General features: G+C 61.9%; 22 protein-coding genes, 3 tRNA genes and 1 other RNA gene. 7 read left to right on the top strand and 19 right to left on the bottom strand.

Annotation, left to right across the window (positions count from 1 at the left end; translation table 11 throughout):
• The 5 genes from A3GO_RS0119405 to A3GO_RS0119390 form a co-directional block, all read right to left on the bottom strand.
• Nucleotides 1-357: GTP-binding protein (locus tag A3GO_RS0119405; protein WP_029134807.1), on the bottom strand; the 357-nt coding region annotated here is incomplete at its 3' end.
• 79 nt (nt 358-436) lie between these two features.
• Nucleotides 437-512 (bottom strand) — tRNA-Thr (locus tag A3GO_RS0119400).
• Nucleotides 513-558: 46 nt separating this feature from the next.
• A tRNA-Gly gene (locus A3GO_RS0119395) sits at nt 559-632 on the bottom strand.
• Nucleotides 633-676: 44 nt separating this feature from the next.
• Nucleotides 677-809, bottom strand: a non-coding RNA gene (locus tag A3GO_RS25915) — RtT sRNA.
• A gap of 51 nt (nt 810-860) precedes the next feature.
• Nucleotides 861-945: transfer RNA gene (locus A3GO_RS0119390), tRNA-Tyr, on the bottom strand.
• Between the two features lie 478 nt (nt 946-1,423).
• Between A3GO_RS0119390 and A3GO_RS24670 the strand changes: the two genes are divergently transcribed.
• The 3 genes from A3GO_RS24670 to A3GO_RS24665 all read left to right on the top strand — a co-directional run bounded on the left by A3GO_RS24670 (nt 1,424) and on the right by A3GO_RS24665 (nt 4,968).
• The gene (locus tag A3GO_RS24670) at nt 1,424-3,004 is read left to right on the top strand and encodes a PAS domain-containing sensor histidine kinase (RefSeq protein ID WP_051302670.1); all 1,581 of its coding nucleotides are present in this window, start codon (nt 1,424-1,426) and stop codon (nt 3,002-3,004) included.
• Nucleotide 3,005: 1 nt separating this feature from the next.
• Nucleotides 3,006-3,380, top strand: coding sequence for a response regulator (locus tag A3GO_RS0119380; RefSeq protein ID WP_037376049.1), 375 nt, complete (start codon nt 3,006-3,008; stop codon nt 3,378-3,380).
• A 436-nt stretch (nt 3,381-3,816) separates the two neighbouring features.
• A complete protein-coding gene (locus A3GO_RS24665; protein ID WP_037376046.1) occupies nt 3,817-4,968 on the top strand; it encodes an OmpP1/FadL family transporter in 1,152 nt (383 codons plus the stop codon).
• A 112-nt stretch (nt 4,969-5,080) separates the two neighbouring features.
• Here A3GO_RS24665 and A3GO_RS0119365 read toward each other — a convergent pair whose 3' ends face one another.
• Genes A3GO_RS0119365 through A3GO_RS24660 form a run of 3 tightly spaced genes read right to left on the bottom strand, consistent with a single transcriptional unit; the run spans nt 5,081 to nt 8,726 of the window.
• Nucleotides 5,081-6,421 (bottom strand): sigma-54-dependent transcriptional regulator, encoded by a 1,341-nt coding sequence (locus A3GO_RS0119365; protein ID WP_029134805.1) that lies wholly within the window; start codon nt 6,419-6,421, stop codon nt 5,081-5,083.
• The gene (locus A3GO_RS0119360; protein WP_029134804.1) at nt 6,418-7,869 is read right to left on the bottom strand and encodes a sensor histidine kinase; all 1,452 of its coding nucleotides are present in this window, start codon (nt 7,867-7,869) and stop codon (nt 6,418-6,420) included. The genes A3GO_RS0119365 and A3GO_RS0119360 overlap by 4 nt, the downstream gene beginning before the upstream one ends.
• On the bottom strand, nt 7,866-8,726 hold the full coding sequence (locus A3GO_RS24660; protein ID WP_245621793.1) for a substrate-binding domain-containing protein: 861 nt from the start codon (nt 8,724-8,726) through the stop codon (nt 7,866-7,868). Before A3GO_RS24660 ends, A3GO_RS0119360 begins: the two co-directional genes overlap by 4 nt.
• 508 nt (nt 8,727-9,234) lie before the next feature.
• Between A3GO_RS24660 and clrA the strand changes: the two genes are divergently transcribed.
• The 4 genes from clrA to A3GO_RS24655 are packed head-to-tail and all read left to right on the top strand — an operon-like array spanning nt 9,235 to nt 14,261.
• On the top strand, nt 9,235-11,979 hold the full coding sequence (gene clrA, locus A3GO_RS0119350) for a chlorate reductase subunit alpha (RefSeq protein ID WP_029134803.1): 2,745 nt from the start codon (nt 9,235-9,237) through the stop codon (nt 11,977-11,979).
• Between the two features lie 11 nt (nt 11,980-11,990).
• A complete protein-coding gene (clrB, locus tag A3GO_RS0119345; protein ID WP_029134802.1) occupies nt 11,991-12,971 on the top strand; it encodes a chlorate reductase subunit beta in 981 nt (326 codons plus the stop codon).
• Complete coding sequence (locus A3GO_RS0119340; protein WP_029134801.1) at nt 12,968-13,543, top strand: molecular chaperone TorD family protein; 576 nt, start codon at nt 12,968-12,970, stop codon at nt 13,541-13,543. Before clrB ends, A3GO_RS0119340 begins: the two co-directional genes overlap by 4 nt.
• Nucleotide 13,544: 1 nt before the next feature.
• Nucleotides 13,545-14,261 (top strand): ethylbenzene dehydrogenase-related protein, encoded by a 717-nt coding sequence (locus A3GO_RS24655; protein WP_037376042.1) that lies wholly within the window; start codon nt 13,545-13,547, stop codon nt 14,259-14,261.
• A gap of 172 nt (nt 14,262-14,433) precedes the next feature.
• On the opposite strand, the gene A3GO_RS0119330 is transcribed toward A3GO_RS24655, so the two are convergent.
• The 11 genes from A3GO_RS0119330 to A3GO_RS0119275 form a co-directional block, all read right to left on the bottom strand.
• Nucleotides 14,434-15,081: a class I SAM-dependent methyltransferase gene (locus A3GO_RS0119330; protein WP_029134800.1), complete on the bottom strand. Its 648-nt coding sequence runs from the start codon at nt 15,079-15,081 to the stop codon at nt 14,434-14,436.
• A 6-nt stretch (nt 15,082-15,087) separates the two neighbouring features.
• Nucleotides 15,088-15,969: an alpha/beta hydrolase gene (locus A3GO_RS0119325; protein ID WP_029134799.1), complete on the bottom strand. Its 882-nt coding sequence runs from the start codon at nt 15,967-15,969 to the stop codon at nt 15,088-15,090.
• Between the two features lie 63 nt (nt 15,970-16,032).
• Entirely contained in the window at nt 16,033-16,413 is a 381-nt protein-coding gene (locus A3GO_RS0119320; protein WP_029134798.1) for a carboxypeptidase-like regulatory domain-containing protein, read from the bottom strand.
• Between the two features lie 29 nt (nt 16,414-16,442).
• Nucleotides 16,443-17,615: a trans-sulfuration enzyme family protein gene (locus A3GO_RS0119315; protein ID WP_029134797.1), complete on the bottom strand. Its 1,173-nt coding sequence runs from the start codon at nt 17,613-17,615 to the stop codon at nt 16,443-16,445.
• Nucleotides 17,612-18,157 carry a peroxiredoxin family protein gene (locus tag A3GO_RS0119310; RefSeq protein WP_157606886.1) on the bottom strand — a complete coding sequence of 182 codons (546 nt, stop codon included), beginning with the start codon at nt 18,155-18,157 and terminating at the stop codon, nt 17,612-17,614. Before A3GO_RS0119310 ends, A3GO_RS0119315 begins: the two co-directional genes overlap by 4 nt.
• Before the next feature lie 14 nt (nt 18,158-18,171).
• Nucleotides 18,172-18,747, bottom strand: a complete 576-nt coding sequence (locus tag A3GO_RS0119305) for a hypothetical protein (protein WP_051302668.1) — start codon at nt 18,745-18,747, stop codon at nt 18,172-18,174.
• A gap of 28 nt (nt 18,748-18,775) precedes the next feature.
• A complete protein-coding gene (locus tag A3GO_RS0119300; RefSeq protein ID WP_157606883.1) occupies nt 18,776-20,023 on the bottom strand; it encodes a multiheme c-type cytochrome in 1,248 nt (415 codons plus the stop codon).
• 397 nt (nt 20,024-20,420) lie between these two features.
• Nucleotides 20,421-21,698, bottom strand: a complete 1,278-nt coding sequence (locus A3GO_RS24650) for a DUF1302 family protein (RefSeq protein WP_051302666.1) — start codon at nt 21,696-21,698, stop codon at nt 20,421-20,423.
• Nucleotides 21,698-22,492: an outer membrane lipoprotein-sorting protein gene (locus A3GO_RS0119285; RefSeq protein ID WP_029134793.1), complete on the bottom strand. Its 795-nt coding sequence runs from the start codon at nt 22,490-22,492 to the stop codon at nt 21,698-21,700. The genes A3GO_RS24650 and A3GO_RS0119285 overlap by 1 nt, the downstream gene beginning before the upstream one ends.
• Nucleotides 22,493-22,505: 13 nt before the next feature.
• Complete coding sequence (locus A3GO_RS0119280) at nt 22,506-24,818, bottom strand: efflux RND transporter permease subunit (protein ID WP_029134792.1); 2,313 nt, start codon at nt 24,816-24,818, stop codon at nt 22,506-22,508.
• A 51-nt stretch (nt 24,819-24,869) separates the two neighbouring features.
• Nucleotides 24,870-25,214: a DsrE/DsrF/TusD sulfur relay family protein gene (locus A3GO_RS0119275; protein ID WP_029134791.1), complete on the bottom strand. Its 345-nt coding sequence runs from the start codon at nt 25,212-25,214 to the stop codon at nt 24,870-24,872.
• Nucleotides 25,215-25,274 lie beyond the last annotated feature (60 nt).

Here is a 25,274-nt window from a genome sequence, read left to right as displayed (position 1 = left end):
GTGCTCGCGGGTCTGCGGCATCGGACCGTCCGCGGCAGAAACCACCAGAATCGCGCCGTCCATCTGCGCCGCACCCGTGATCATGTTTTTCACATAATCCGCGTGCCCCGGGCAGTCAACGTGCGCATAGTGACGCGCATCCGACTCGTATTCCACGTGCGCGGTCGCAATGGTNATTCCACGCTCACGCTCTTCCGGTGCATTATCGATGTCAGCGTAGTCTTTAAATACTCCACCCCGCGCTTCCGCCATCACCTTGGTGATCGCCGCCGTCAACGTGGTCTTACCGTGGTCAACGTGACCAATGGTTCCCACGTTTACGTGGGGTTTTGTACGCTCGAATTTTTCCTTGGACATCGACTCAATCTCCGAAAGGTTCGCTCTAAAAACTTATGACAAATAAACCCGTGCACCGACGGTACACGGGACTAGATTATGGAGCCCATGAGCAGATTCGAACTGCTGACCTCACCCTTACCAAGGGTGTGCTCTACCAACTGAGCTACATGGGCCTTGCACTACGTAACTATCATAATAGCCCTGGCGAAGGACTCGATATGGAGCGGGTGATGGGAATCGAACCCACGTATTCAGCTTGGAAGGCTGAAGTTCTACCATTGAACTACACCCGCGCTGCCAAGCGACTGATCGCTCACCAAAACCGCTTCAAATTCAGTGGTGGAGGGGGGAGGATTACTCCGGCCTGCGGCCTTCGCCCTCCGGGCCGTCGCGCTACGCGCGACGTTCGGGTCGCTGCGCTCCCCGTCGAACCTCTTATCGGTTCGCCTCCTCCCCCACAACCAATGCAGGAGAGCCTTCCACCTACCGTACCGCGCCATATCGCGCAGTACAATTTAAGCTGGTGGAGGGGGGAGGATTCGAACCTCCGAAGGCGGAGCCGTCAGATTTACAGTCTGATCCCTTTGGCCACTCGGGAACCCCTCCACGAAGCCCGGCATTCTGCTTGATCGAGGGGGTGCTGTCAACAGCTTTTCCAAGAATTTACCAACTGCCCCGTCCCCCTAAAATCCGCGACGGGCAGGTACATTATAGCCCCTCAGCCCCCATAGCTCGCCGCGCCTGCATCTTCCCCTGCCAACGCTGAACCCCTGCCCTTGCGTACAGCAGCCCGTTACCCGTGATCTGGGCGGATGGCTAGCGCTTTGTCAAACAGAGGAATTTCACCTCCACTACTCTACCTACGCTTATCTCGGTGCGCCGGCGCCCTGTTTTTTTGAAATCACCTGAATCAGTATAATTATTTTGTGTATCAATGCGTTATCCATACAGCAATCTCCGCTCGGGCCTGCCCCCCATATCATGTCACACCTGAACCATTACCCGACAAATTCAGTCAACTATACTGAGGGCGTGCCGGCAGATAGGTGGGTATTGGGTCCAAGTGGACCGGAACACGAGCGTAATGATGGATACCTCAGTAGGCCAAATGCAGCGTGTTCGTTTCTGGAGCGTCGACCCCCGGGTAAGGGAAATCGTGAACAACGTCGCCGATGCCGTCATCGCCATCGATGCCCGCGGCAACATCGAGTTGTTCAATCCGGTTGCCGAGCGCCTTTTCGGTTATGCGTCGGAAGAGGTGATGGGGCACAATATCAAACTGTTGGCGGCACCGGATTACAGCCGGCATCACGACGAATATATCGCCCGTTACCTGGAGACCGACGATCCCCATATCATCGGCACTGGCCGTGAGGTGGAGGGACGACGCAAGGACGGCACCGTCTTCCCCATCTACCTCTCGGTGGGGGAAGTCAAGGTAGCGGAGTTCCATGGCTTTATCGGCATCATCCATGACCTGACGGAACAGAAAGAGGCGGAAAAGCTCCTGCTGAACGCCCGGACCTATCTCCAGGACATCATCGACTCCATACCGTCGATCCTGGTCGGCGTGGACCAGAAGGGCATTATTACCCATTGGAACCACTTCGCCGCGGCGGAGCGGGATATGGACATCAGGGAGGGCGTAGGCCAACCCCTGGTAAAGCTCTTCCCTTTCCTGGAGGCTCAACTGGGGGATATCAGTCACGCCATTCGCGAACGCCATCCGGTACGCAAGGAGCGCCTCCCGCTGCAAAACGGTGGCAGCAGCCGTGTTATCGACTTGGCGGTATATCCGCTCAGTTCTGCGGAGGGTCTGGGTGGAGTTGTCCGTATCGATGACGTTACCGAGCGAGTCCGCATCGAGGAGATGATGGTCCAGACGGAGAAAATGATGTCGGTGGGGGGGCTGGCCGCAGGCATGGCCCACGAGATCAACAACCCCCTTGGCATCATCGCCCAGAGCTGCCAGAACCTGGTGCGCCGGCTCTCCGACGATATCCCCAAGAACCGGGAGGTGGCCAATAATGTGGGCCTGGACCTGGGCGCAATGCGCCGGTATATGACCGAGCGCGGACTTTCTCAATTTATCGCAGGCATGCAGGAGGCTACCGAGCGGGCGGCACTAATCGTGACAGAAATGCTCGCTTATAGCCGGCGCGGCACCTCGAGTTTCGTCCCGACCCCCTTGTCCGAACTGGTGGAGACCGTGCTGCATCTCGCCAGCCACGACTATGACGTCAAGAAAAACTACGACTTCCGGCGCATCACCATCGAACGCGACTACGATACCCGCTCCGACCTGATCTCCTGCGAAGCCTTGGCCATCGAACAGGTGCTGCTCAACGTGCTGAAAAATGCCGCCCAGGCGATGGCTGGCAATCCACACCAAACCTGTCCAACCATCACCCTGCGGCTGCGTGACGAGGAACAGTGGCTACGCCTGGAGGTGATCGACAACGGGCCGGGGATGTCGGCAGAGGTTCGCCACCGTCTATTCGAGCCGTTTTTCACCACCAAGCCGGTAGGCATGGGGACAGGTCTTGGACTCGCGGTGGCCTACTTCATCGTCACCGAACAACACCATGGCCGATTGGAAGTGGAGTCCACTCCGGGCATGGGCTCAAAGTTCACTCTGCGCCTACCTCGGCACGAGGAGTATTGAGATGGCCAAGGTCCTGATCGTCGACGATGAGGAGCTGATCAGTTGCAATTTGGCGGCCTATCTGGAGGATGAAGGGCTGGAGGTCGATGTCGCCAATTCAGCCGAAGATGCGTTGCGAAAGGTTGAAACGGGGCTAAGGGTGCAGGTATGCATCATGGATATGCGCCTGCCCGACATGAACGGCGACGAGGCCTGCCAGGCGCTGCACCGGAAGGACCCCGAGATCCGCTTCCTGCTCCATACCGGATCACCCAACTACGCCATCTCTCCCGAGCTCGGCGCTATCGGGATCATGCCGGAGCATCTCTACCGCAAACCGATCAGGGACATGGCCAAATTGGCTGCAAGCGTGCGCGCGCTCTGTGCCGGCCGATGAGTAATCTCGCCCCAACAGCCGCAAAGACTCGGATCCAGGCGGTGATGACGGAAACATGATCGCTGTAACATCGCCGGGTCTCGATGGAGCGGAGGAGATCAGGGAGCTGCAGCACTATCATTCTGAACTGCCGGTCATCGCCATTGACCCACGATAACCCCTGTTACCAAAAAGCGCCGCTCCCGCCCGCTTGTCCGGGGCATTATGGTAAACCACTACATAATCCAATCAATTCACCAATAACTTCCACTAATAAACATAAGTCTCTAATATTCTAATATTTTTTCTAGTTGACATGGATTAAATCGATCCGCATTATGGCAATGCGCAGACAATAAGAAGAACAGCGATACCAAGATAACCAAAAACAGTAGCAACACTCCTGCCACAGCCACCCCGATGTAGCGCCAGGCAGAGTGTGCGGAGGAACTAACAGATGCATCTCAAGAAACAGCTGCTGGCCGCCGCCACCAACCCGGCCGGCATGGTCCATGTGGGCAACCGCATGGACCTCGGAGCCGAGTGGTTCCGTCCGATACGCAGCGCGGATGTATCCGGAAACGGAGGCGGCGGCAATGGCCACCACGACGGCAGCGACACCAAGAACTTCATTATCCCCGAGTTCGGCTACAACCGCATGCTGGACGAGAACAGCTCCTTCGGCGTCTCGGTGTTCGGCAACGGCGGCATGAACACTGATTACAAGGACGGTTTCACGCTCTTCAATGGCGCCGCCTACCCGACCCGCACCGGCGTCGACCTGGCCCAGTTGTTCATCGTCCCCACTTACGCATTCAAACTGAACGAAAACCACTCGCTGGGCATCGGCCTTAACCTGGCGGTGCAGACCTTCGAGGCGTTGGGCCTGCAGAATTTTGATCAGGCCGCCTTCTCGGCCGATCTCGGCAATGTCACCGACAATGGCCACGATATCTCCTACGGCGCCGGCATTCGCCTGGGCTGGCAAGGCAAGGTCTCGGACAGCGTGACCCTGGGCGCCACCTACCAGACCCGCACCTACATGACCGAGTTTGACGACTACTCGGGCCTGTTCGCCGAGCAGGGCGATTTCGACATCCCCGAGAACTACGCCATCGGCATCGCCGTCCAGGCCACGCCGAAGCTGGTCATTGCCGCCGACGTGATGCGCATCAACTACGCCGACATCAATGCGATCAACAACGGCGGCCCCACCACCAACCCCAACGCCTTCACTGCTAACGGTCGTCTCGGCACCGACGGCGGTCTCGGTTTCGGCTGGGAGGATCAGACCGTCTACAAGCTGGGCATCGCCTACCAGTACAGCCCGCAGCTGACACTGCGTGCCGGCTACAACCATGCCGACCAGCCCATCCCCGCGGCCGAGACCCTGTTCAACATGCTCGCCCCCGCCACGGTGGAGGACCACCTGACCCTGGGCGCCACCTGGGTGCTGGATAACGGCTCGGAACTCACCTTCAGCTACATGCACGCCTTCGAGAACTCGGTGAAGGGATCCGGCTCCATACCCGCCGCGTTTGGCAGCGGAGAGGCGGACCTGAAGATGTACCAGGACTCCATCGGCATCGCCTACTCCTGGAAGATGTAACAAGCCGGCCGGCGGCAGGCCGGGCAAGCCTGGCCCGACCATCGCCAGAACAAGGAAAACCCCGCGCGGACTGTCCGGCGGGGTTTTTTTCGGTCCGACTTTCCGGTACTGGCTATTTATCCGGAGTGGCGATTTGGTGTTTACGCATTTTTTGCCAGAGGTTCTTGCGGCTGATGCCCAGGTCATCCGCCGTTTCGGTGATACGCCAGTTATGGGCGGCGAGGGCCTGTTCAATGTAGCGTTTCTCGCAGGCGTCGAGGTGGGAGACCAGGCCGTCACCGGAAAGAAAAGTGGATTCTTCCGCGGAAGTGCAGTCGCCAAGGGACAGGATTTCCGGACCGAGTACGGGTCGATCCGCCAGGATGCACGCGCGCTCCACGCAATGCTTGAGTTCCCGGATGTTGCCCGGCCAGGCATAGGACAACAGGGCGCGCTCCGCGTCAGGATTGAAGTGGAAGGGGGGGCCACCTTTCTTTCTTGACTGCTCTTCGGCAAACTGGCGGGCCAGCCAGAGGATATCCTCACGCCGTTCACGCAGCGGCGGGACGCGCAGGTGGATGACGTTGATACGGTAATAGAGATCCTCACGAAACTCGCCGGACTCCACCAACTGCGCCAACTCCTGGTGGGTGGCGCAGACGATTCGCGCGCTGCTGGGAATTGGGGTTTCACCGCCGACACGGGTCACGTAGCGCTCCTGGATGGCGCGCAACAGCTTGACCTGCATGGACAAGGGCATATCCCCCACTTCGTCCAGAAAGAGCGTGCCATTATCCGCCTGCTCAAAATACCCATGGCGCGTTTTAACCGCACCGGTGAAGGCGCCCTTCTCGAAACCAAACAGCTCGGCCTCCATCAGCGATTCCGGTATGGCGCCGCAGTTGACCGCCACGAAGGGAGTGGAGGCATCGGCACCCCCCAGTTCATGCAGGAACTGGGCAACCCGCTCCTTGCCCACACCGGATTCGCCGGTGATGAGCACGGTGCAATCCGACTCTGCCAATCGCGATAGCGTGTGCTCGATGCGGCGCATGGCATTGGAAATACCCAGCGAGAAACCGGATGCGCCGGCCTGGTCAAGGGGGCCCGCCAGTTCGCGCATGCGCTGTACCAGATCATCCACGTCGAGCGGCTTGGCGATATAGTCGGCGGCCCCCAGCTTGAGCAGGCGCACCGCCTGGTCGAGCACCCCATAGCCGGTCATGAACAGGAATGGTGGACAGTCGGGTTGGGACTGCCTCAGTCTCAGGAACACCTCCTCCCCGCTCAGATCGGGCAGGCGGATGTCGCTGACCACAACGCCGAACTTATGGCGCTGCAAGGACTTCAGGGCCTCCTTGCCGTGTTTGTACCAGGCAAAGTCGAAACCCTCCATCTCGAACCGCTCACTTAGCGCCTCGCCCATGAGTTCGTCATCCTCTATCAGGCAAACACTCACCGATGTTGATTTCATGCCGCGTCTCCGAGGGGAAGAGTTACCGTGAATTGGGTCAGGCCGTCGCTGCTCTCCGCATGGATCCGGCCATTCTGTTGCTGAACGATCTGGTAGACGATCCACAAGCCGAGTCCATGGCCCGATTCTTTATTACCTATAAAGGGCTCGAACAGATGATCCACCACCTCCGGTGGAATGGCTTTGCCGGCATTTTCGGTGTGCAGCATCAGCTGGTCGCCGGCAAGATGGATCGTGCACCGTACCTCACCCGAACGATCCGAGGCCTGAATCGCGTTGAGCGTCAGGTTCATCAGGATCTGGCGCACCAGGGTGGCGCGCAAGGGCACGGGCCGTTCGATATTGCTGTCGATCTGGAGGGTCACCTGGTGCTTCCTGGTTTCCGAGGCCAATAATTGATGGATATCCTCGACATCCTGCGGCGCGAAATCCCGGGCCTTACCCTTGGCCTCCACCAGCATGGCATTGACGATCTCGTGAATCTGATGCAGACCGCGCTCGATCATCGATACGGTTGCCAGTGCACGTTCGTCCTGCCCGTTGCGGCGCCGGAAATTGTTCAACGCGACCAGCATGCCCCCCAGCGGATTGTTGATCTCGTGGGCGATACCGGCGGACAACCGGCCGATCGCGGCCAGGCGTTCCGCTCGGATCATGCCCTGTTCGAGGCGCGCTCTGTCCTGTAAAAACTCCACCATTATTTCATAGGCTTCGAACAGGTCACCCAGCTCATCCCGGTGGGTATAGTTTTGTGGCGGCAGGGGGGTGACCCTGCCCCGCGTCACATCGACAATACTGTTGGTCAGCTGCACCATCGGGACCGCGGTGCGGCGACCCCAGAACCAGTTGATCGGCAGCAGAATGGCCAGTACGACCAGACCTATGCCCATACCGCGCCAGGCGACGCTGTAAAAGCGCGACAACAGGGCGTCCTTTGAATGTACGGTGACCAGCGTACCCAGGTAGGCTCCTGTATCGACAATGGGCGTTGTCACGTAGATGCGATGGAACTTCGCCAGCTCCAGGCTTCGGACCGCCGGCTCGCTATTGGTTGCAAGCCAGTTCACCAACCGGCGATACTCTTCACCGCTCTGTCGAATATCCGCGAGCAGCGGTATGGATTGAGGCTGGCTGGAGATGAATACCTTTTGTTCCCTGTCCAGAACAAACACCAGCTCCGGACGGAGTACGTTTGATTCCAGCCCGCCATGCAGCGATGCCCTGATGATCTCGGTGGCTTGCCAGACGTCATCACGCAACATGACGGGAAACAGGGTTCGTGCCAGTGTTCCGCCCAGACTGGAAGCACTGCTCACCAGGTCGCTTCGGACATCGTTGTACGCCTGGACCATCATCGAGGCGGAGATCGCCAGGGTGGTGACGACAATCAGCAGGCTCCCCCACAGCGGTATCTTCAGGCGGAAGCTCAGGTCGAATGGCGATCTCATTTTTTACCAACCACCTGCATCATCTGATCGACCCGGTCATAAAGCGATGGCTCACCGGCGATGAAGCCATCGATATTGAGCCTCCGTAACAACGACTGCCCTTCCTCGCTTGCCATCATTTTGAGCAGTAGCTTTTGCATGGTACGGAACTCAGTCTCGCTCACCGAGGGCCGGGCAACCAGGGGGGGAAATCCGTACTCGGGCGATTTGGAAACGACGCGTGTGCCCTGTGCCAGCTCTGGCGTGGTTTTAAGCAGGGTGTCCCAGACATGGCTGCTGACCGCCCCACCCTGCGCCGCACCGAGAGCCACCGCCTCCATCACTTTGCGATGAGAAAAAGTAAAAAATGTCTTGCTGAAAAAATGATCCGGGTCCTCGCCGGACTGGGCAAGCAGGTAGCGCGGTGTCAGATACCCGGTATTGGAGTAGGGATCGGCATAGGCAAACATCTTACCTCTCAGCTGATCGATGGAAGTTGTTTGGTCATCCGTTGCCGGTACGATCAGGTACGACTGGTAGTAGGGCCGGCCCTGGTAGAGCGGTACCGCCAGTAGCTTGACCTGGCCCTTGAAATAGACGAAGGGGTAGTCGCAGATCCAGGCATAGTCGAGCTTGTTGACGCGCAGCAGATCCATCGTTTCGATATAGCTGTTGCGCCAGACGAACTCCACCGGCCGTTCCAGCTCCCGCTCCATATAGAGACGCCACTCCTCTATCACCCGGTACTGATCATTCGGGATCGTCGGCGTCAGTCCGATACGAACCGTGCCGACCCCCTCGGCCGCGTCGGTCGCGGAAACCGTGATCAGCACGGCAAGGATGAAAATAAATCTGGCAAAAAACGTTCGCAAATCCACGTGATGGTTACCGCGCGGTAACGCGATAAGTCGAAAAACGGGTTTTATCGGGCGGTTGGTGGCGGGATGGTTACGCATAGGTGGCCTTTGGTTCGTTTTGTTACCGAGCGGTAACGTTTCACATGATATCAATCGGCGCATCCCTGCCTGGGTTCGGCGTTTTTCAAGACAGTCGTCATAAACTCAATTTGTTCGCATGCAAATCCTCATAGAAAACAACTATATAAAAAAGTGGAATCCGTTTGGCAAGAGAATTGCGGTTAAGTCGCCGAGGTGGCGAAACGCCTGGGCACCGGTCGTTCCAACGCATACAACGTGCCACAAGGGACTGTCAATATTGCCGCCCACTATTGTTGACCATCGCGGCAGGAGAGGCCAGCGATTCATCAACAAACCGAGACCCCACTATTGGATAGATACAGGGAAGTTTCAACCGAGATTTACCGAACATGCGTTATTTACAGCAATTGAGATCCTGCGTCTTTGAACCGAACCCGGGAGTAAAATCATGACCAATCAAAAGGACGGTATCGGCCGTCGAAAATTCCTTCAGATGTCCGGCACGGCGCTCGCCACCCTCGCGGTGCCGCCGAGCGTGTTGGCCTTCTCGAAGATCCAGCCGGTCGATGACCCGCTCAAGTCGTATCCCTACCGGGGCTGGGAAGACCTGTATCGCAAGGAGTGGACCTGGGATTCGACCGGTTTCATCACCCACTCCATCGGCTGCGTGGCCGGCTGCGCCTGGAAGGTCTATGTCAAGAACGGTATACCGATGCGCGACGAGCAGGTGAGTGAGTATCCGCAACTGCCCGGCCTGCCCGACATGAATCCGCGCGGCTGCCAAAAGGGCGCGGTCTACTGCTCCTGGTCGAAGCAGCCGGACCACCTCAAGTGGCCCCTGAAACGTGTTGGCGAACGCGGTTCGCGCAAGTGGAAGCGCATCTCCTGGGACGAGGCCTTCACCGAAATCGCCGACAAGATCATCGACACCACGCTGAAGCAGGGACCGGGCAACATCGTCATCCCCAAGCGTCCCTTCTCGGTGGTGGGCAACACGGCCTATACGCGGATGGCAAATCTGCTGGGTGCCATCAAACCGGACGTCTCCTCCATGACCGGCGACCTCTATCCCGGCATGCAGACGGTGCGCAACCCGGCGCGTACCGTCTCCACCTTCGACGACTGGTTCACCTCGGACCTGATCCTGATGTGGCACAAGAACCCCATCGTCACCCGCATCCCGGATGCCCACTTCCTCACCGAGGCACGCTACAACGGGGCGCGGCTGGTGAACATCTCGGCCGACTATAATCCCTCGTCGGTCCACTCCGACCTGTTCGTCCCGGTCGCCTCTGGTACTGACTCCCACCTGGCGGCCGCGATCGTCAATGAACTGATCGCCGGCAAACACTACAAGGCGGACTACCTCAAGGAGCAGACCGACCTGCCGTTCCTGGTGCGCACCGACAACGGCAAATTCCTGCGCGAGTCCGATTTCAACAAGGATGGCAGTGATGAGGTCTTCTATGTCTGGGACAACAAGAGCGGCAAGGCGGTACTTGCCCCCGGCAGCATGGGTTCCAAGGAGAAGACTCTCCAGCTCGGTGCCATCGATCCCGCGCTGGAAGGCACTTTCAAGGCCAACGGCGTCGAGGTCACCACGGTGTTCGAGCGCCTGAAGACCGAGATCGCCCCCTTTACCCCGGAGGCAACCCAGAAAACCACCGGCGTGCATCCCTCCGTGGTGCGCAAGCTGGCCGGATGGATCGCCGAGTCCAAAGCGATGCGCATCCTCGACGGCTACAACAACCAGAAGCACTTTGACGGCTTCCAGTGCGGTCGTCTCAAGATCCTCATCCTCACCCTGATCGGCCACCACGGCACCACCGGCTCCATCGATACCACCTACGAGGGCTGGAAGCTGGAAGGCAAGTCGGCGCTGGGCAAGGTCGAGGGCAGGAAGGGTCGCAGCGTCTCCATGGTGCTGGCCCAGTGGGTGTGGGGCGAGCAGTACAAACGCTCCAAGGCCTACTACGATGACGCGCAACTGAAGGAGCAGATCGGCTTCGGCGTCGACGACATGGAGGCGATGCGCAAGGAGTCGGAGGCCAAGGGCTGGATGCCCAACTGGCAGTCGATCAAGAATCCGACCGTCTACATCAACGGCGGCATCAACACCTTCGCCACCTCCAACGGCTACCAGCACCTGCGCGACAACTTCCTCAAGCGCTGCGAGCTGTTCGTGGTGGTAGACCTGCGCATGCTCTCCGCGGCCATGTACGCCGACATCGTGCTGCCGGCGGCGGAGAACACCGAGATGCTGGACATCCGCGAGACCTCGGTGACGCGCTTCATCCATCTCTTCGGCCGGCCGGTCCAGCCCATGTATGAGCGCAAAACCGACTGGCAGATCATGGCCGGGCTTGCCGCCAAGATTCAGGAGCGCGCCAGGGCGCGCGGCATCACCCGCGTGGAGGACCCGGAGATCAAGGCCTGGATCGACTTCGACAAGATCGGCGACGAGTTCACCATGAACGGTGCCGTCGCCAGCGACGAGGACGCGCTGCGCTTCGCCATGGAGAAGTCCAAGGCACTCGGTCCGGGTACCTACGAGGAGATCATGAAGAAAGGCTTTGTCGCCGTGGGACCCTCGGCCGGCAAGACCGGTCCGGTGCCCAAGGACAAACCCTACCGCCCCTTCACCGTCAACGTCACGGAGAAGAAGCCCTACAAGACCCTGACCGGACGGCTGCAGTTCTATGTCGACCACGAATGGTTCCAGCGCTTCGGCACGGAGGTGCCCAAGCCGCAGTTCGGCGGCGGCGTGGTGGGACCGAAGAAGTACCCCTTCGTGCGCAACTCGCCGCACACCCGCTGGGGTATCCACTCCTACTACCGCAACGACCCCTGGATGCTGCGCATGCAGCGCGGTACCCCGGACGTACGCATGAATCCGAAGGCAATGGCCGCGAAAGGCATCAAGGATGGCGATACGGTGCGGATCTTCAACTCCTCGGGCGAGTTCTTCGCCATGGCCAAGGCCTGGCCGGCCCTGCCCGAGAACATGGTGTTCAGCGAGCACGGTTGGGAGCAGTACATGTACAAGGGAATGACCCACTACAACTTCGTCAGCGCCGAGTTGATCAACCCGCTGGAAATGGTGGGTGGCTACGGACACGTCAAGTACAAGTCGGGCGGCTTCAACCCGAACCGCATCTTCCATGAAACGACGGTTGACGTCGAGAAAGCCTGAGGAAACAGATTATGAGTCAGCGACAATTAGCTTACGTATTCGACCTGAATAAATGCATCGGCTGCCACACCTGCACCATGGCCTGCAAGCAGTTGTGGACCAATCGCAAGGGTCGTGAGTACATGTATTGGAACAACGTCGAGACGCGGCCCGGCATGGGCTACCCAAAGAACTGGGAGCAAAAGGGCGGCGGCTTCAAGGACGGAGTGATCCGCACCGACGGCAAGATCCCACCCATGGCCGACTACGGCGGTGTGTGGGAGTACAACACGGCCGATGTGCTGTTGAAAGGCAAGGGCGATCAGGTCGTTCCCCACGAGAAACCAACCTACGGACCCAACTGGGACGAGGACGAGGGAACGGGCCAGTTCCCGAACAATCACTACTTCTACATGCCGCGCATCTGCAACCACTGCTCCAACCCGGCATGCCTCGCCGCCTGCCCGCGCAAGGCGATCTACAAACGCGAAGAGGACGGACTGGTGGTGGTCGACCAGGAGCGCTGCCGTGGCTACCGCTACTGTGTCAAGGCCTGCCCCTATGGCAAGGTCTACTTCAACCTCCAGACCGGCAAGTCCGAGAAGTGCATCGGTTGCTACCCGCGGGTCGAGAAGGGCGAGGTGCCCGCCTGTGTCAAGCAGTGCTCCGGCCGTATCCGCTTCTGGGGTTATCGCGACGACAAAGATGGCCCGATCTACAAGCTGGTGGATAAATGGAAAATCGCGCTGCCGCTGCATGCCGAGTACGGTACCGAGCCGAACGTGTTCTATGTGCCGCCGATCAACGTCACGCCGCCGCCGTTCGAGGAAGACGGACGGTTGAAGGATGAGCCGCGTATCCCGATCGCCGACATCGAGGCGCTGTTCGGTCCCCGCACCAAGGAAGCGCTGGCTACGCTGGGACGGGAAATGCAGAAGCGCCGCGAGGCCAAACCGTCGGAACTGACCGACATCCTGATCGGCTACACCAACAAAGACAGGTATGGCATATGAACGCGATGATGAATAACGCCGAAACCCTGGCCGGGGGCTATCTGGCGATGGCACAACTGTTCTCCTACCCGGACGATGCCTCGTGGCAGAAGTTGACGAGGCACGGCCTGGTCGGCCCCGGGTTGACCCGGGAGAAGCTGGAGACCGACTACCTGGACGCCTTCGAGACCGGCAACGACGGCTCCCCGGTGCCTCTGTTCGAGGGGTTGAACCGCCGCGAGTTGGGCCGCGAGGGCATCCTTGAGGACTTGCTGCGCTTCTACGAGTTCTTCGACGCCAAGCTCAGCGAGTCCGACCGGGAGTATCCCGACCACCTGACGACCGAACTCGAATTCCTAGCCTGGCTGTGCATGAAGGAGCATGCCGCCAGGCAGGAAGGTGGCGACGCCGAACCGTACCGTCATGCGGCGCGGGATTTTCTGGACCGTCATACCGGGGCCTGGGTTTCCGGGTTCCGCGAAAAACTGGAAGCGACCGGTACAGTCTACGGCGAGTTCGGCGCAACCCTGGATGAGTTGGTACGCCAGCACCGTACCCTGCTCGAGGAACAACAAGATGAATCGGAGGCGTGACATGAAACTTGTCCGTTATGCAAAAAAACTCTCCCTGCTCATGCTCTGCTCCGCCGCGGCACTGGGCACCACAGCCTGGGCGGCGCCGGCCGAAACCGGCGCGCGCACCCTGAGCGCCCTGTCGGTAAAGGCCGGGGTGGATGCCAAGTCTCCGGGGGCGGCGGTGTGGAAGCAGGCGCCGGTAACCCAGGTCGACCTGCAACCGGCGTTTCCGGGGCATCCCTCGATCGTCGGCACACCGGCGACCCATCGGCTCACCGCCCAGGCGGTCCAGGCGGGTGACATGCTCTACGTGCGCCTGCGCTGGACCGACAAGACCGCCAATACCGACATGGCGGATACCGACCGTTTCCTCGATCAGGTGGCGGTGCAGTTCCCGCTCAGCGGCGAGGTCACCACCACCCCCTTCATGGGGGATGGCAACAACCCGGTCAACATCTGGCACTGGTTCGCCGATGGCCGCACCGAGAACCTGTTTGCACAGGGATTCGGTACGGCGACACCGGTAGCCTCCAAGGAACTGACCAGCAGCCATGCGCGCAACGGCGACGGCTGGGACGTGGTATTGGCTCGGCCGCTGGTGGTGAAGAGTGACGAAGGTGTCGTGCTCAATGGCCGTAAATCGGTGCCGGTCGCCTTCGCGGCCTGGGATGGCGCCGGGCAGGAACGCGACGGCTTCAAGGCCGTCACACTCGAGTGGTGGCAGTTGCAGTTCTGAGCAAGACCGAGCCCCCGGCAACCGCCGGGGGCTTTCACATAGACATCCTCCCTCCTTTTGGGGCCGGCAAGGCCCCTTTTTTCATTCCCCAAACGTAACTATTCACGGGGTGGTTGGCCTGCCTTGCCTGCCTCATACGATGGCACGCCTGTTCCGCCATGCGGCGCCGCCATCATCGCCTCAGACAGACCGCCAGAAAACCACCCCAGGGAATTTGTCGGGGTAGCCACGCCTCGGCGATGCGGGCCACGCCGTCTCCCCGTGGCAGGAAGATGGCGCTGCCCATGCTGACCGCGGCGGGGCCGGAGGTAAGCCGGGGTAGCCACACCTCCCTTACCACTTCGGCGCTGTCCCAGCGGGCGCCCCGGTAAGCGCCCCGGCCCTGCTTCTCCCGATACAGCAGGCTGTGCCGGTTGAGCAGGCCGAGCACCACGCCAAGGCGGGTTACCCGCCACATCTCCCGCAGGGCCGCGACCGGATCATCCACGAAACAGAGGCTGGTGACGGCGCTGCTGTAGTCGAACTGGTTATCGGCAAACGGCAGTGCCCGACCGTCGCCCCGCAGGTAGGTGATGTCGTCGCCCTCTCCCGCCGCATAGGCGAGCGCTTGCGCATCCGGGTCGATGCCGCTGACCACCAGGCCCAGCCCGGCAAACCGGCGGCTGAAGTGGCCGGTTCCACAGCCCACATCCAGCAGTGACGCGCCGGCCACCGGCTGCAGCAGATCACGCAGCAGCGCGAACTCCCGGTCACCGATCCAGCGCCCGCGCGGGGTGTGATACCACGCCTCGTAGGCCGCCGGATCGGTAATGCCGTTCATGGCCGGTTACTCATTGATGAATTCGATAGCGCGCTCAACCAGATCTTCGGCATAGAGGTCACGGAAGGAGTGGTCGGCGCCTTCCAGCACCTCCAGCGTGATGGCGCCGGCCTCCGCCATGGGGGCCAGTGCCTTGTCCAGCCCCTTGACCACCTGATCCTCGGTGCCGGCGAACACCAGCACCGGCTGGCTGATCCCGGGCAACAGATGGGGAGTATCCTGGCGCGGTTCCGGGGCATAGTAGGAGACGAAAGCCCCGGCGGTGACGCTGGTGTCCCGGCAGTAGATGAAATCGGTGCGCTCCATCGATGTGTTCGGCTTGCCGGCGGAAACCAGGGCCTGGGCCGATGCCAGCACCGGTGCCAACGGCTTGCCGTAACGCTTTTCATACTCCTCGGCGGCGTATTCAGGGCTCCAGGTCTGGGGCGCGACAAGAATCACCTTCCTGATCACCGGGTCGCTCTGTTCAGCTGCAAACCAGGCGGTCTGGTTGCCGCCCCGGGAGTGGCCCAGCAGCACCACCTGTTGCGCCCCCTGGCGTTTCAGCCACGCCAGCCAGAGCCCGATCTCGGTCACCGCATCCGCATGTTTGTGGGCGTGGGGCGTGGGGCACTCGTAGGGACCCTGCCGGTCGTTCAGGCCCAGGCCCAGGTTGATCGCCAGCGAACTCAAGCCGTTTTCCTGAAACAGCGTCTGCAGGGCGGTGATGATTTCGCTCCGGTTGTGCGACAGCGTGCCGTGGGTGATGAGGATGACCGGTCCGGCGGGCCAGTTTTCGGTCTTTTCAAGACGGGCATTCAGGGTCAGGCCGGCGTCGCTCAGGGACACCTCGTCGGCCTGGGCCGGGGCAAGAAACAGCGCGGCTAACAGAAGAATATATCGGGTCACGGTTTTACCTCTCTGGTCTGATTTATTATCGTTATCGCTTGGTTCAATCCTATAGGGGTCGAGTCAATTACAATCATCCTCCGCGCTCCCGGAATGATCCTCCGCGAAGGCCTCGTTCACCAGGCCAATCTCTATCGCCACATCGTCGGCACCCACGCCGATTCCCCGGGTCCAGCGGCTGACGTAGCCGGACTTGAACGCCCCGACATCGAATTTGCCGCGCTCGACGGTGAAGCGGAACTGGCCGTCGGCGCCGGTATAGACACTGCCCAGGGTGATCCGGCTGTCCGCGTCAACCAGGATGATCTCCACCTTGGCGAGGCGTTCATCCTCGTCCGCCACGACCCCCGACAGGGTGGCGGCCTGAAGAGGTGCCATGGCCATCCACAGTGCCGCCCAAACACCCTGGCAACCCAGCCCGAACCACTTTTTTGTCCTGTCCATCAAGGCGCTCTCCTGCTGTCGGTCATTAGTTAATCCAGCGCCTGTTGCAGGTCGGCGATCAGGTCGCCGGCATCCTCCAGCCCCACCGACAGGCGCACCATGGCGCCGCTGATACCGCGACGGGCGCGCTCATCCTCGCTCAACCCGTGGTGCGTAGTGGTCACCGGCTGGGTCACCAGGCTCTCCACCCCGCCCAGGCTGGCGGCCAGAGAGAACAGCTTGAGCCGGTCGACCATGGCCGACGTAGCGGCGGTATCGGCGTCGACTTCAATGGTGAGCATGCCGCCAAAGCCGCTCATCTGGCGGACAGCGAGCTCATGGCCGGGGAAGTCGGTCAGGCCGGGATAGAACACGCGGCGGATACGCGGGTGGTGTGCCATGGCTTCCGCAATGGCCTGGGCCGTGGCGTTCTGCTGGCGTACCCGTACCACCAGGGTGCGCAGGCTGCGTGCCAGTTGGCCGCAGGTCTCCGGCGCCGGCATCGAACCGAGGTTCTTGCGCCAGCCCCAGACTGGATCGAGCAGGGCCTTAGAGCCCATCAGAGCGCCGGCCGTGAGGTCGCTGTGGCCGCCCAGGTACTTGGTGGCGCTGTGCACCACGACGTCGGCACCCAGCGCCAGCGGCTGCTGGTTGACCGGTGAGGCGAAGGTATTATCCACCGCCAGCAGCGCGCCGTGGGCGTGGACCTGATCGGCGAGTGCGGCGATGTCGAACAGCTCCAGGGCCGGGTTGGTGGGCGTCTCCAGGAACACCAGGCGCACACCCCCCGCCAGCAACCCGTCCAGGCGATTGAGCTCGGAACCGAGGATCAGGTGGGTCGGGATGCCCAGCAACGGCAACTGCTCGGCGATCAGCTCCAGGGTGCCGCCGTAGGCGTCGCCGATGCAGACGATCCCCTCCCTGCCATGGGTCAGGAACAGGGCCGCCTCCGCCGCCATGCCGGAGGCGAAGGCGAAGGCCGCTTCCGCCCCCTCCAGGCTGGCCAGTTTCGCCTCCAGCGCCTGAATGGTGGGATTCAGCCCGTAGCGGGTGTAGAGGCTACCCGCCTGGCGCCCCTCCACCACGTCGAGCAGCGCCGCCGTATCGGCGAATTTGAAGGTGGTCGTCGCATAGATCGGGGTGTGCGGACTGCCGTGACTGTCGGCCAGTTCGCCGGCGTGGACGCAGCGGGTGGCAAGTTGTTGTGATTTTGATTCGGTCATCGTTCGCTCCCTGAGGGTGGATTATCGAAAGTGGTGCTGATGTTGCGCAGTTCGAGCACCGGTTGCAGCAATGCCGGATCGTCCCACTCGCGCCCGCCAATGGCGCGGTAGGCGATGCGTCCCTGTGGATCGACCACGAAGGTGGTGGGCAGGCCGCGGATCGGCCAGGCGCCGCTGACCGCGCCGTCGTGATCGAACAAAATGGGGAACTCCACCGGGTAGCTGCCGGTGAACTGGAACACAGTATCCACGTCCTCACCGACATTGACCGCCAGCAGCGCCACCCCTTCGGGCCGCAGCCGCTCCCAGGCCCGTTGCATGGAGGGCATCTCTTCGCGGCAGGGCGGGCACCAGGTGGCCCAGAAGTTGACGATAACCGGCCGCCCGCGCAAATCGACGAGGCGGACCCTGTTGCCGTCCAGATCCTGCAGGGTGAAGTCCGGAGCCGGCGGCCGCGGCTCGACCGGGGTCAGGGTCTGAGCCGGCGTGGCGGCCAGGACGGTGAACGGCAGCAGGGTTACCGCAAGCAGCAGTCGTCGCATCAGTTTCTCTCCTTTCATAACTGGCGGTCCGGGGCACAGCGCATCCCCTGGAAGCGCAAATGCCGCGCTGTTTTATCCTGGTGCCAGTCGATTTCAAGATCAAACAGGGTGCCCGGCTCGAGATCGAAGGTCACCATGCCCATGTTCCAGTCGCCGGGCTGAAAGCTTTGCCGGGTGGGGAACAGGGACCAGCGAAAGGCGACACGTGCCGGTTGGGCGACCTGTAGCCGTTGCCACTCCTGTTGCCAGTCGGCCTCCAGCCGCAACGGCCGGTGACTCCCCCGCGCCGGTATCACCCGCCAGTCGGACAGGTCCAGGTCGATGGGGACGTCGGTGTCATTGCGCACGGTGACCTGGAAGACGCAGGCCAGGGCCACGGCCTCCACCTCCCCGGACCGAAACCCCCGGCCCTGAAAATAGGCGCGGGTTTGATCCGGCAGGCGCTGGTTGAAGGTGAACGAGGCACCTTCAGCCCGCAAGATCCAGGCCTCCAAACCCGTTTCCGGATCGTGGGTGTGCTCGACGCCGGCTTGCGCGGCGGCGCTGAGCAGCGCCACTCCGAGTGCCGCGCCAATCGCGTGGCTTGCCATAAAATTCTCCCTAGCGGCCACGCCGGGATCAGCCCGCCCGCGGATCGCCGAGGGGCAGGCGCTTGCGGTAGATCTCATAGGTGGTGGGCTCCTCGCTCTGGTACCCGATGCGTTTGAGCCGCGCCTCTTCAACCAGCCCGTAGCGCACCACCGCCTCGGCGGTCCAGGCCCGCTCGAGTTCCGCGCCGGAGAAGTCGAACTCCTCGCTGCGGGGGCGGCCGGGCGGCAGCCGGGTGTCCCACAGATCGACGATGAACGGCCGCCACATAACCGTCCGCTTCAGTACCCGCTCCTCCTCGGCCAGTACCGCGCCATCCTGGTCCAGCAGCCGCACGCTCAGGACGAAATGCCGGTCCGGGGTGCCGGTGGGCACGTAGTGGGCGGCGCCGACGTTGGTGATGGTCAGGCGATAGCGGTCCGATTTGTCGCTCATTCGTTCGAAGCCGACCTCCACCGCCTGGCGGACCATCTCCGGATCGTGGCCGCCACGCCACAGATGTTGTCGTGTCAGCCTCGGCTCGCCGCCGGCCACCAGCGGACGCTCCACCGCCGGCATGTAGCACTCGACACAGCCCAGGGTGGCCGGGTCGACCCCCTGGATGTCGCCGATGCGGGTCGTTGGCTCGTCGGCACCGGTGCGGATTTCAGCGACCGTGCCGCAGGGTGGAAAGCGGAAGAAGGTGTCCCAGCGCTCGCCGCCCACCAGATGACACTGTATGCACACCTGGTTGCCGCTGCTGATCCGTTCTACGGGGTGGGCATCGCTTTGGCTGCCGTAGGGCCCGAGAATCCGCCCCTCACGCAGGTGGCAGGCGGCACAGGTGACCCCCTGGTGCTGCAGGTCCGGATCGAAGTCGGGATTGGGCGCCAGTATCGGGTCCCACTTTTCGTCATCGCGAAAACCGAGCACCCGATGCTCCTGCTGCCGGTCCAGGGGGGTGTGGCAGTTCTTGCAGACCTGCTGACTGCCGTCGAATTGCCAGTCCGCCTGGAAATAGGGGTCGGTCCACGCCTGGCTGTGCATGCTGGTGCGCCACTCGTCATAGAAATCCGCATGGCATTCGCCGCAGCTCTCAGCCTTGAGGTCCCCCAGACTAGCGGGCGCCGCACTGGTATCCACCGGCCTCTCGAATGCAGGAGCGACCACGAAGATGTTCAGCGGGCGCACGAAACGCCAGCCCAGAAAGGCCGCCAGCGCCAACAGGCCGACGCCGAGGATGATTGTCTTTCGCTTCATGCAATTTTCCAGTTCAACATAATGGTATGGCTCAACCACTGCGCATCGGTGGATGCGCTTACCGGCTTATCCACCCTACACCGAATGCTACTTACTTAAGGCGAATTGCAGGATTTTCGTCATTCCGGCGCAGGCCGGAATCCAGGAAAACCGCCTCCATCGAGCCGCCTGGATCCCGGCATTCGCCGGGATGACGGTGGTTCTGGGCTTAACTAAGTAGCATTCCACCCTACACCTACTTTTTTCGAAAAACCTCATTTAAACCGCCAAGAACACTAAGTAAAGCAATGACTTGTATTACGCAGGTCCTTCATCCGCAGATTTGAACCGAAAATATCAGGTAAGCCAGTGCATCCCTTTGCGTTCTTTGCGCGCTTTGCGGTTGAGCTTTGGTTCGCTGCGCCGCGAACGCACGATGTGATTTGACATCCCTTGCTCAAAAGGCATAGCGCAGGGTCATGTAGAGGTTGTCGTTGTCCCCCAGGACGCCGAACTGGCCGCTACGATCGCCCACCAGCAGGTTTGCGCCGACCTCGCCCCACAGGGCGTCGCTGAAGGCATAGCGGGCGGACGGGATGATATAGCCGTCGCCCTCACTGATGCCCCAGAAGGCGAACAGGCTCAGGCGCAGGGTCTGATGCATCTGGAACCGGGTGAGGCGCAGGGTCGCCACGCCGCGCAGCTCGTCACGTTCGGTCTGCCCCGCCGGCAAGGTTCGCCGGTAGGCGTCATGGTCGTGCATCCACTCCACATAGCCCTGTACCCCGAGGGTGGTGTCGGCGCCGATCTGGCGGCTGTAGCCGGCCAGCAGCCGCGTCTGGCTGTTCTCGATGGCGGGATCGTTGCCGTCACGATCCTCGACCGAGTCGTAATAGCCCGCCTCCAGGTTGAGCACGCCGCTGCCCAGCGGACCGGAAAGGCTCGCACCGTAGGCGTTCAGGCGCGGAAATCCGCCCTGCCAAATCGCCCCCACCTGACGCAATGCCGGGGCGCGGTAGTGGGTGCGGGAGAGGTACAACGCCCCGTCCCAACTGCCGATGTAGCGCGAGACGCGCAACCCGACCTCCAACCCCGACGGCTCGTCCAGCTCGGCCTGGATCGCCTGGCCCGGAAAGACGAAACGCTCCCGGTCGGGCAAGCGGTCCGGGCGAAAGTCGGCCAGCACCAGTTGCACATCGGCAAACTCCGGGAACAGGTCGAGGCGCAGGGCATCGCTGCCGCGTTTGAGATACTCCAGGGGCAGGCCGCCGTAGAAGGCCGTCCAGTCCTTGGGGAAGGTGTCGTTGATGAACAGCAGGTCCGCCACTCCCCAGGTGACCACCTGGCGGCCGGCACGGAGGGTGTAGCGCTCGGCGTTGTAGTCGGCGTAGAGTTCGCGGATATCCGCCTCGGATTCGCCCAGCGCGGCATCATGCAACAGGTCGATCTTGCCGGCATAGCCCAGCGCCCCCTCGAGCCCGCCCCCTTCCGCCTTGAGTTGCAGGCGCTGCTCGTTGAAGGGCCCATCGCAGGCCGTTCCCGGGTCACAGCCCACGCCGCCGAGGCGCGCCGCGCCATGGGCCTGGAGGAAGCCGTGGATTTCAGGTATCTCCAGCGGGGACGCCTCCGCCGCGCCGGCGGGCAGCCCCACGCCCCAGACCAGGGCGGCTGTCAGAACAGCTGGCAGAACGGTCGGCAGGCCGAGCCGGAGGGTGGCCGACATCTGCCTGCTCATCATCGTATCCACTGCCGTGGCGGGCGCTGCAGATAGCGCTCGCTGAACAGGTCGTCGTCGAGCCCGACGCCGTAGTTCACCTCGTCGTACACCACCTCGGTGTGGTGACCGCTCTGGGCGTCGCGCATGGTACGGTGGGTGACCGTCCAGTGACCGTCCACCTCTCGCACCTGGTCGGCGGTAAAGGTGCGCAGCAGTTCGCCGCGGCCGTCGTAGTACTCCTCCTTGAGCGGCAGCCAGCGCTCCCGGTCGACCCAGGAGAGGCGACGCACGTAGTCCGCCTTGGCCTTGGGAACGCTCTCGATCCGGTAGACCGGTCGGCCATCCAGGTCCGTCTCATCCAGCAAGCTGTGGCTCTCGTCTCCCACCTCGCGGCCCGAGACGTCCTCATAGGTGAAATCCGAGCCGACGAAAGAGGAGCGCTTGTCATCGGCGGCGATGCGTCTGACCAGCTTGATCGCCGGAATGAAAATCCAGCGATCATCCTCCCGGGCCGGATATTTCCAGACCATGAAGGTGGTGCCCTTTACGTCGGACGGTTCGTGGAAATAGATAAAGTAGCGCTGCTCGCCCTCACCGCCCAGGTCCTTGCGCAGCAGGGTCATGACCCGCTTGCGCTCCTTGCCCTGGGGATTGATCAGCCGCATGCTGACCCGGGTACGCTGGTCGTCCCCGGCATAGTAGAAGGTCTCCAGGGAGCGGGCGACGATGTCGTCAGCGCCGGGTTGCGCCTGTACGCTGGCCGCCGCGAAGAGGGCCAGGATCAGCACCAGGAATAAGCGTGTTAATTTCATCGCAATTTCTCCTTCAGGCGGTCGCGGGTTGCAGCCGCCAGAGCCGGCCGTGGGTCAGTTTCAACAGTCCCGGCAACAGCCCCAGGGCGGTGAGGCCGGAAAACAGCATCAGCAGGGCGAAGAACACCCCCACCGTTTTGTAGGGGCCGAGCGGCGAGAACATCATGGGCGAGAAGCCCACGGCGATCACCCAGGCGTTGCGCGCGATGGCGCGGGCGGTCTCGCCGAACACCACCCCGTTGGCCGCGGCAAGATCCCCGCCGAGGCGCGACAGATTGAGCCGGTAACGCTGGATGAAGTGGATGGCAAAATCGATGGAGAGCCCCAGGGTCAGGGCCGAGCAGACCGCCATGGGCATGTCGTACTCCTTGCCCACGAAGGCCGCCAGGCCGTAGGAGAGGGTGATGGCGAACACCAGCGGCAGCATGGAGAGCAGCGCCAGGACCGGGGAGCGGAACAGGATAATCATCATGGCAAATACCGCCAGGAAGCCCCCCAGCACCGCGTTCATCATCCCCACCACCATCTCGTCCTGCCACACCTTGTTGATATAGGTGAGACCGGACCACTCCACCTGGATGCCCGCCGGGGGCGGCTCCAGGCGCAGCTGTTCGTCGATCAGCGCCACCACGCGCGCCATCTCCCGGTTATCGCCGGCACGCATCTGCACCCAGATGTTGGCGGTGCGGTAGTCATAGTCGACGAAGTTGTCCAGGTCCCCGGCGTCCCCGGCGGTCTCGTACAGGAACAGGTACTGGGCCAGCTCGTCGACCTTCTGCGGGAGCTGCCGGGATTGCGGATCGGCATCGTGAACCACATAGTTCACCTGCTTGATGACGTCCGCCAGCGAGGAGGTCTTGCCCACCTCGGGATCGGACTCCAGCACCCGCTGTAGTTTTTCGATATAGCGCATCACCTCGGGCCGCTTGATGGCGCCGTTGGCGTCGCCCTGGATCAGCAGGTAGGCCATGTAGGTGCCGCCGAACTGGCGGTTCATCACCCGGTCGGCAATGCGGATATCGTGGCTCTCGGGGAACCAGGCCACCGGGTTGTCGTTGACCACGGTGCGCGACACCCCCCAGAAGCCCAAGCCCAGGACCAGGGCGGAGATCAGCGCCACCGGTACGGCGCGGCCGAAGGTGAAGCGGCCGAAACCGCGCAACAGCGCGCCGAGGCGCCCGCCCTCGTGATCCAGGGCACCGATTGCCGCCTGCAGGCGCTCCTCACGGATCAACATGACGGAGGCGGGAACCAGGGTGAGGGTCAGCAGGAAGGCGGCCAGGATGCCAAATGCGACAAAGGCGCCGAACACCTGTACCGGCGGGATGTCGGCCAGCAGCAGGGAAGCGAAGCCGGCGGCCGAGGTCAGGGAGGTGTAGAGCATTGGGGTGTAGAGCTCCTCGATGCTCTCGCGCAGGGCGGCGCGCCGGTCCCCGAGGCGCGGATAGCGGTCGTAAAAATCACTCAGAATATGCACCGAGTCGAGCACCGCGATGGGCATCAGGAATACCGGAATCATGCTGGACATGATATGCACCGTGTAGCCCATGCCGATCAGCAGCCCCATGCCCCAGACCACGGTGAGCATGGCCACACCCATCACCGGCAGTACCAGGGTGAACTTGCGGAAGGCGAACCACAGCAGCAGGAACAACACGCCGCCGCTGGCTGGCGAGACGATGCCCATCTGCTGGAACATCTCGATGCCGAAGCTGTCCTCGGCGATCGGCAGCCCCGCCAGGTGATAGCGCTGTTCCGGCGCCAGCTCCTCGTCCAGGATGGCGCGCAGCTCACCGCCGATGCGCGCCGCCTGGTCCTTGCGTTCGATCGGGATGTAGATCGCCAGCGCGGTGCCGTCGGCAGAGGCCAGCTTGTCTTTGAACAGTGGATTGTCGGCGATGGCAGCCTGCAGCGCCGCGATCTCATCCGTGCCCTCCGGGACCGCCTGCATCAGCGGACGCACCTCCAGCAGCCCACCCTTGGAGCGCACATCGTCGGTGGTGGTGAGGCTGATGACATCCGCGGTGATCACCCCCTTGAGCCCCAGCAGCCGATCCACCACCCGCGCCACCCGGGCCAGTGGTTCGGGCCGGAACATCCCCGCCTCGTCGGTGATGCCGAGCACGATCAGGTCGTTGATGCCGAAGTCCCGCTTGGCCTGGTTGTAGAGCACCCGGTCCGCCTGATCCGCCGGCAACATGTTCTCGGGATCCGTGTCGATGTGGATCTTCGGAAACTGAATGCCAAAGAGAAGGGTCGCCAGCAAAACAAGACCGATGGTTGCCTTGGGAAAGTCCATCGATAACCAGATGATCCGTTTAAGCATCGTCGTACTCCCGGTGATTATTGTTGATGATCAGATGTCACACTTCGCTCTTCAAAACACCAGCGTCCTGTCGGCGGCCAGGGTGCGCTCCGCCAGCTCCGCCATGGTGCCGCGGCGGGCCCCTTCGATGATCTCTTCGTCGCTCAGGCCGCGGGCATCCATGCAGGTGCCGCACAACAGCACCTCACCCTGGCGGGACACCGATTTCACCATCAGCTCCAGGTTGTAGTAGCCCTGGGGGACCTTCTGGCCCGCCTTGGCGCAGGCCACGGCGTCGGCCATCAGAAATACCGAGACCTCGGCGTCCTTGCTGGACAGGGCCTTGGCCAGGCGCAGACCGTTGAAGCTGCGCTCCGTGCCGTAGGGTGGGTCGTTGAGTATGATCAGAACCTTCATCTGCGAATCTCCCATGTTGTTGCAGGTAAGGAAAACGTAACTACTTACCCGGTCTGTAAG

It is taken from the genome of Sedimenticola selenatireducens DSM 17993 (genome assembly GCF_000428045.1).
Lineage (GTDB): Bacteria > Pseudomonadota > Gammaproteobacteria > Chromatiales > Chromatiaceae > Sedimenticola > Sedimenticola selenatireducens.
Note: the sequence above shows the minus strand (reverse complement) of the source record. Positions and strands in the feature narration are given on the sequence as shown.

Bases quoted from the DNA above. Each gene is read 5' to 3' on its own strand.
- A3GO_RS0119340 (WP_029134801.1), top strand. From the start codon at position 12,968: ATGAACGCGATGATGAATAACGCCGAAACCCTGGCCGGGGGCTATCTG.
- A3GO_RS24655 (WP_037376042.1), top strand. From the start codon at position 13,545: ATGAAACTTGTCCGTTATGCAAAAAAACTCTCCCTGCTCATGCTCTGC.
- A3GO_RS0119285 (WP_029134793.1), bottom strand. From the start codon at position 22,492: ATGAAATTAACACGCTTATTCCTGGTGCTGATCCTGGCCCTCTTCGCG.
- A3GO_RS24670 (WP_051302670.1), top strand. From the start codon at position 1,424: ATGATGGATACCTCAGTAGGCCAAATGCAGCGTGTTCGTTTCTGGAGC.
- A3GO_RS24650 (WP_051302666.1), bottom strand. From the start codon at position 21,698: ATGAGCAGGCAGATGTCGGCCACCCTCCGGCTCGGCCTGCCGACCGTT.
- A3GO_RS0119315 (WP_029134797.1), bottom strand. From the start codon at position 17,615: ATGACCGAATCAAAATCACAACAACTTGCCACCCGCTGCGTCCACGCC.
- A3GO_RS0119330 (WP_029134800.1), bottom strand. From the start codon at position 15,081: ATGAACGGCATTACCGATCCGGCGGCCTACGAGGCGTGGTATCACACC.
- clrB (WP_029134802.1), top strand. From the start codon at position 11,991: ATGAGTCAGCGACAATTAGCTTACGTATTCGACCTGAATAAATGCATC.
- A3GO_RS0119380 (WP_037376049.1), top strand. From the start codon at position 3,006: ATGGCCAAGGTCCTGATCGTCGACGATGAGGAGCTGATCAGTTGCAAT.
- A3GO_RS0119305 (WP_051302668.1), bottom strand. From the start codon at position 18,747: ATGGCAAGCCACGCGATTGGCGCGGCACTCGGAGTGGCGCTGCTCAGC.
- A3GO_RS0119310 (WP_157606886.1), bottom strand. From the start codon at position 18,157: ATGCGACGACTGCTGCTTGCGGTAACCCTGCTGCCGTTCACCGTCCTG.
- A3GO_RS0119320 (WP_029134798.1), bottom strand. From the start codon at position 16,413: ATGGACAGGACAAAAAAGTGGTTCGGGCTGGGTTGCCAGGGTGTTTGG.
- A3GO_RS0119280 (WP_029134792.1), bottom strand. From the start codon at position 24,818: ATGCTTAAACGGATCATCTGGTTATCGATGGACTTTCCCAAGGCAACC.
- A3GO_RS24665 (WP_037376046.1), top strand. From the start codon at position 3,817: ATGCATCTCAAGAAACAGCTGCTGGCCGCCGCCACCAACCCGGCCGGC.
- A3GO_RS0119360 (WP_029134804.1), bottom strand. From the start codon at position 7,869: ATGAGATCGCCATTCGACCTGAGCTTCCGCCTGAAGATACCGCTGTGG.
- A3GO_RS0119365 (WP_029134805.1), bottom strand. From the start codon at position 6,421: ATGAAATCAACATCGGTGAGTGTTTGCCTGATAGAGGATGACGAACTC.
- clrA (WP_029134803.1), top strand. From the start codon at position 9,235: ATGACCAATCAAAAGGACGGTATCGGCCGTCGAAAATTCCTTCAGATG.
- A3GO_RS0119275 (WP_029134791.1), bottom strand. From the start codon at position 25,214: ATGAAGGTTCTGATCATACTCAACGACCCACCCTACGGCACGGAGCGC.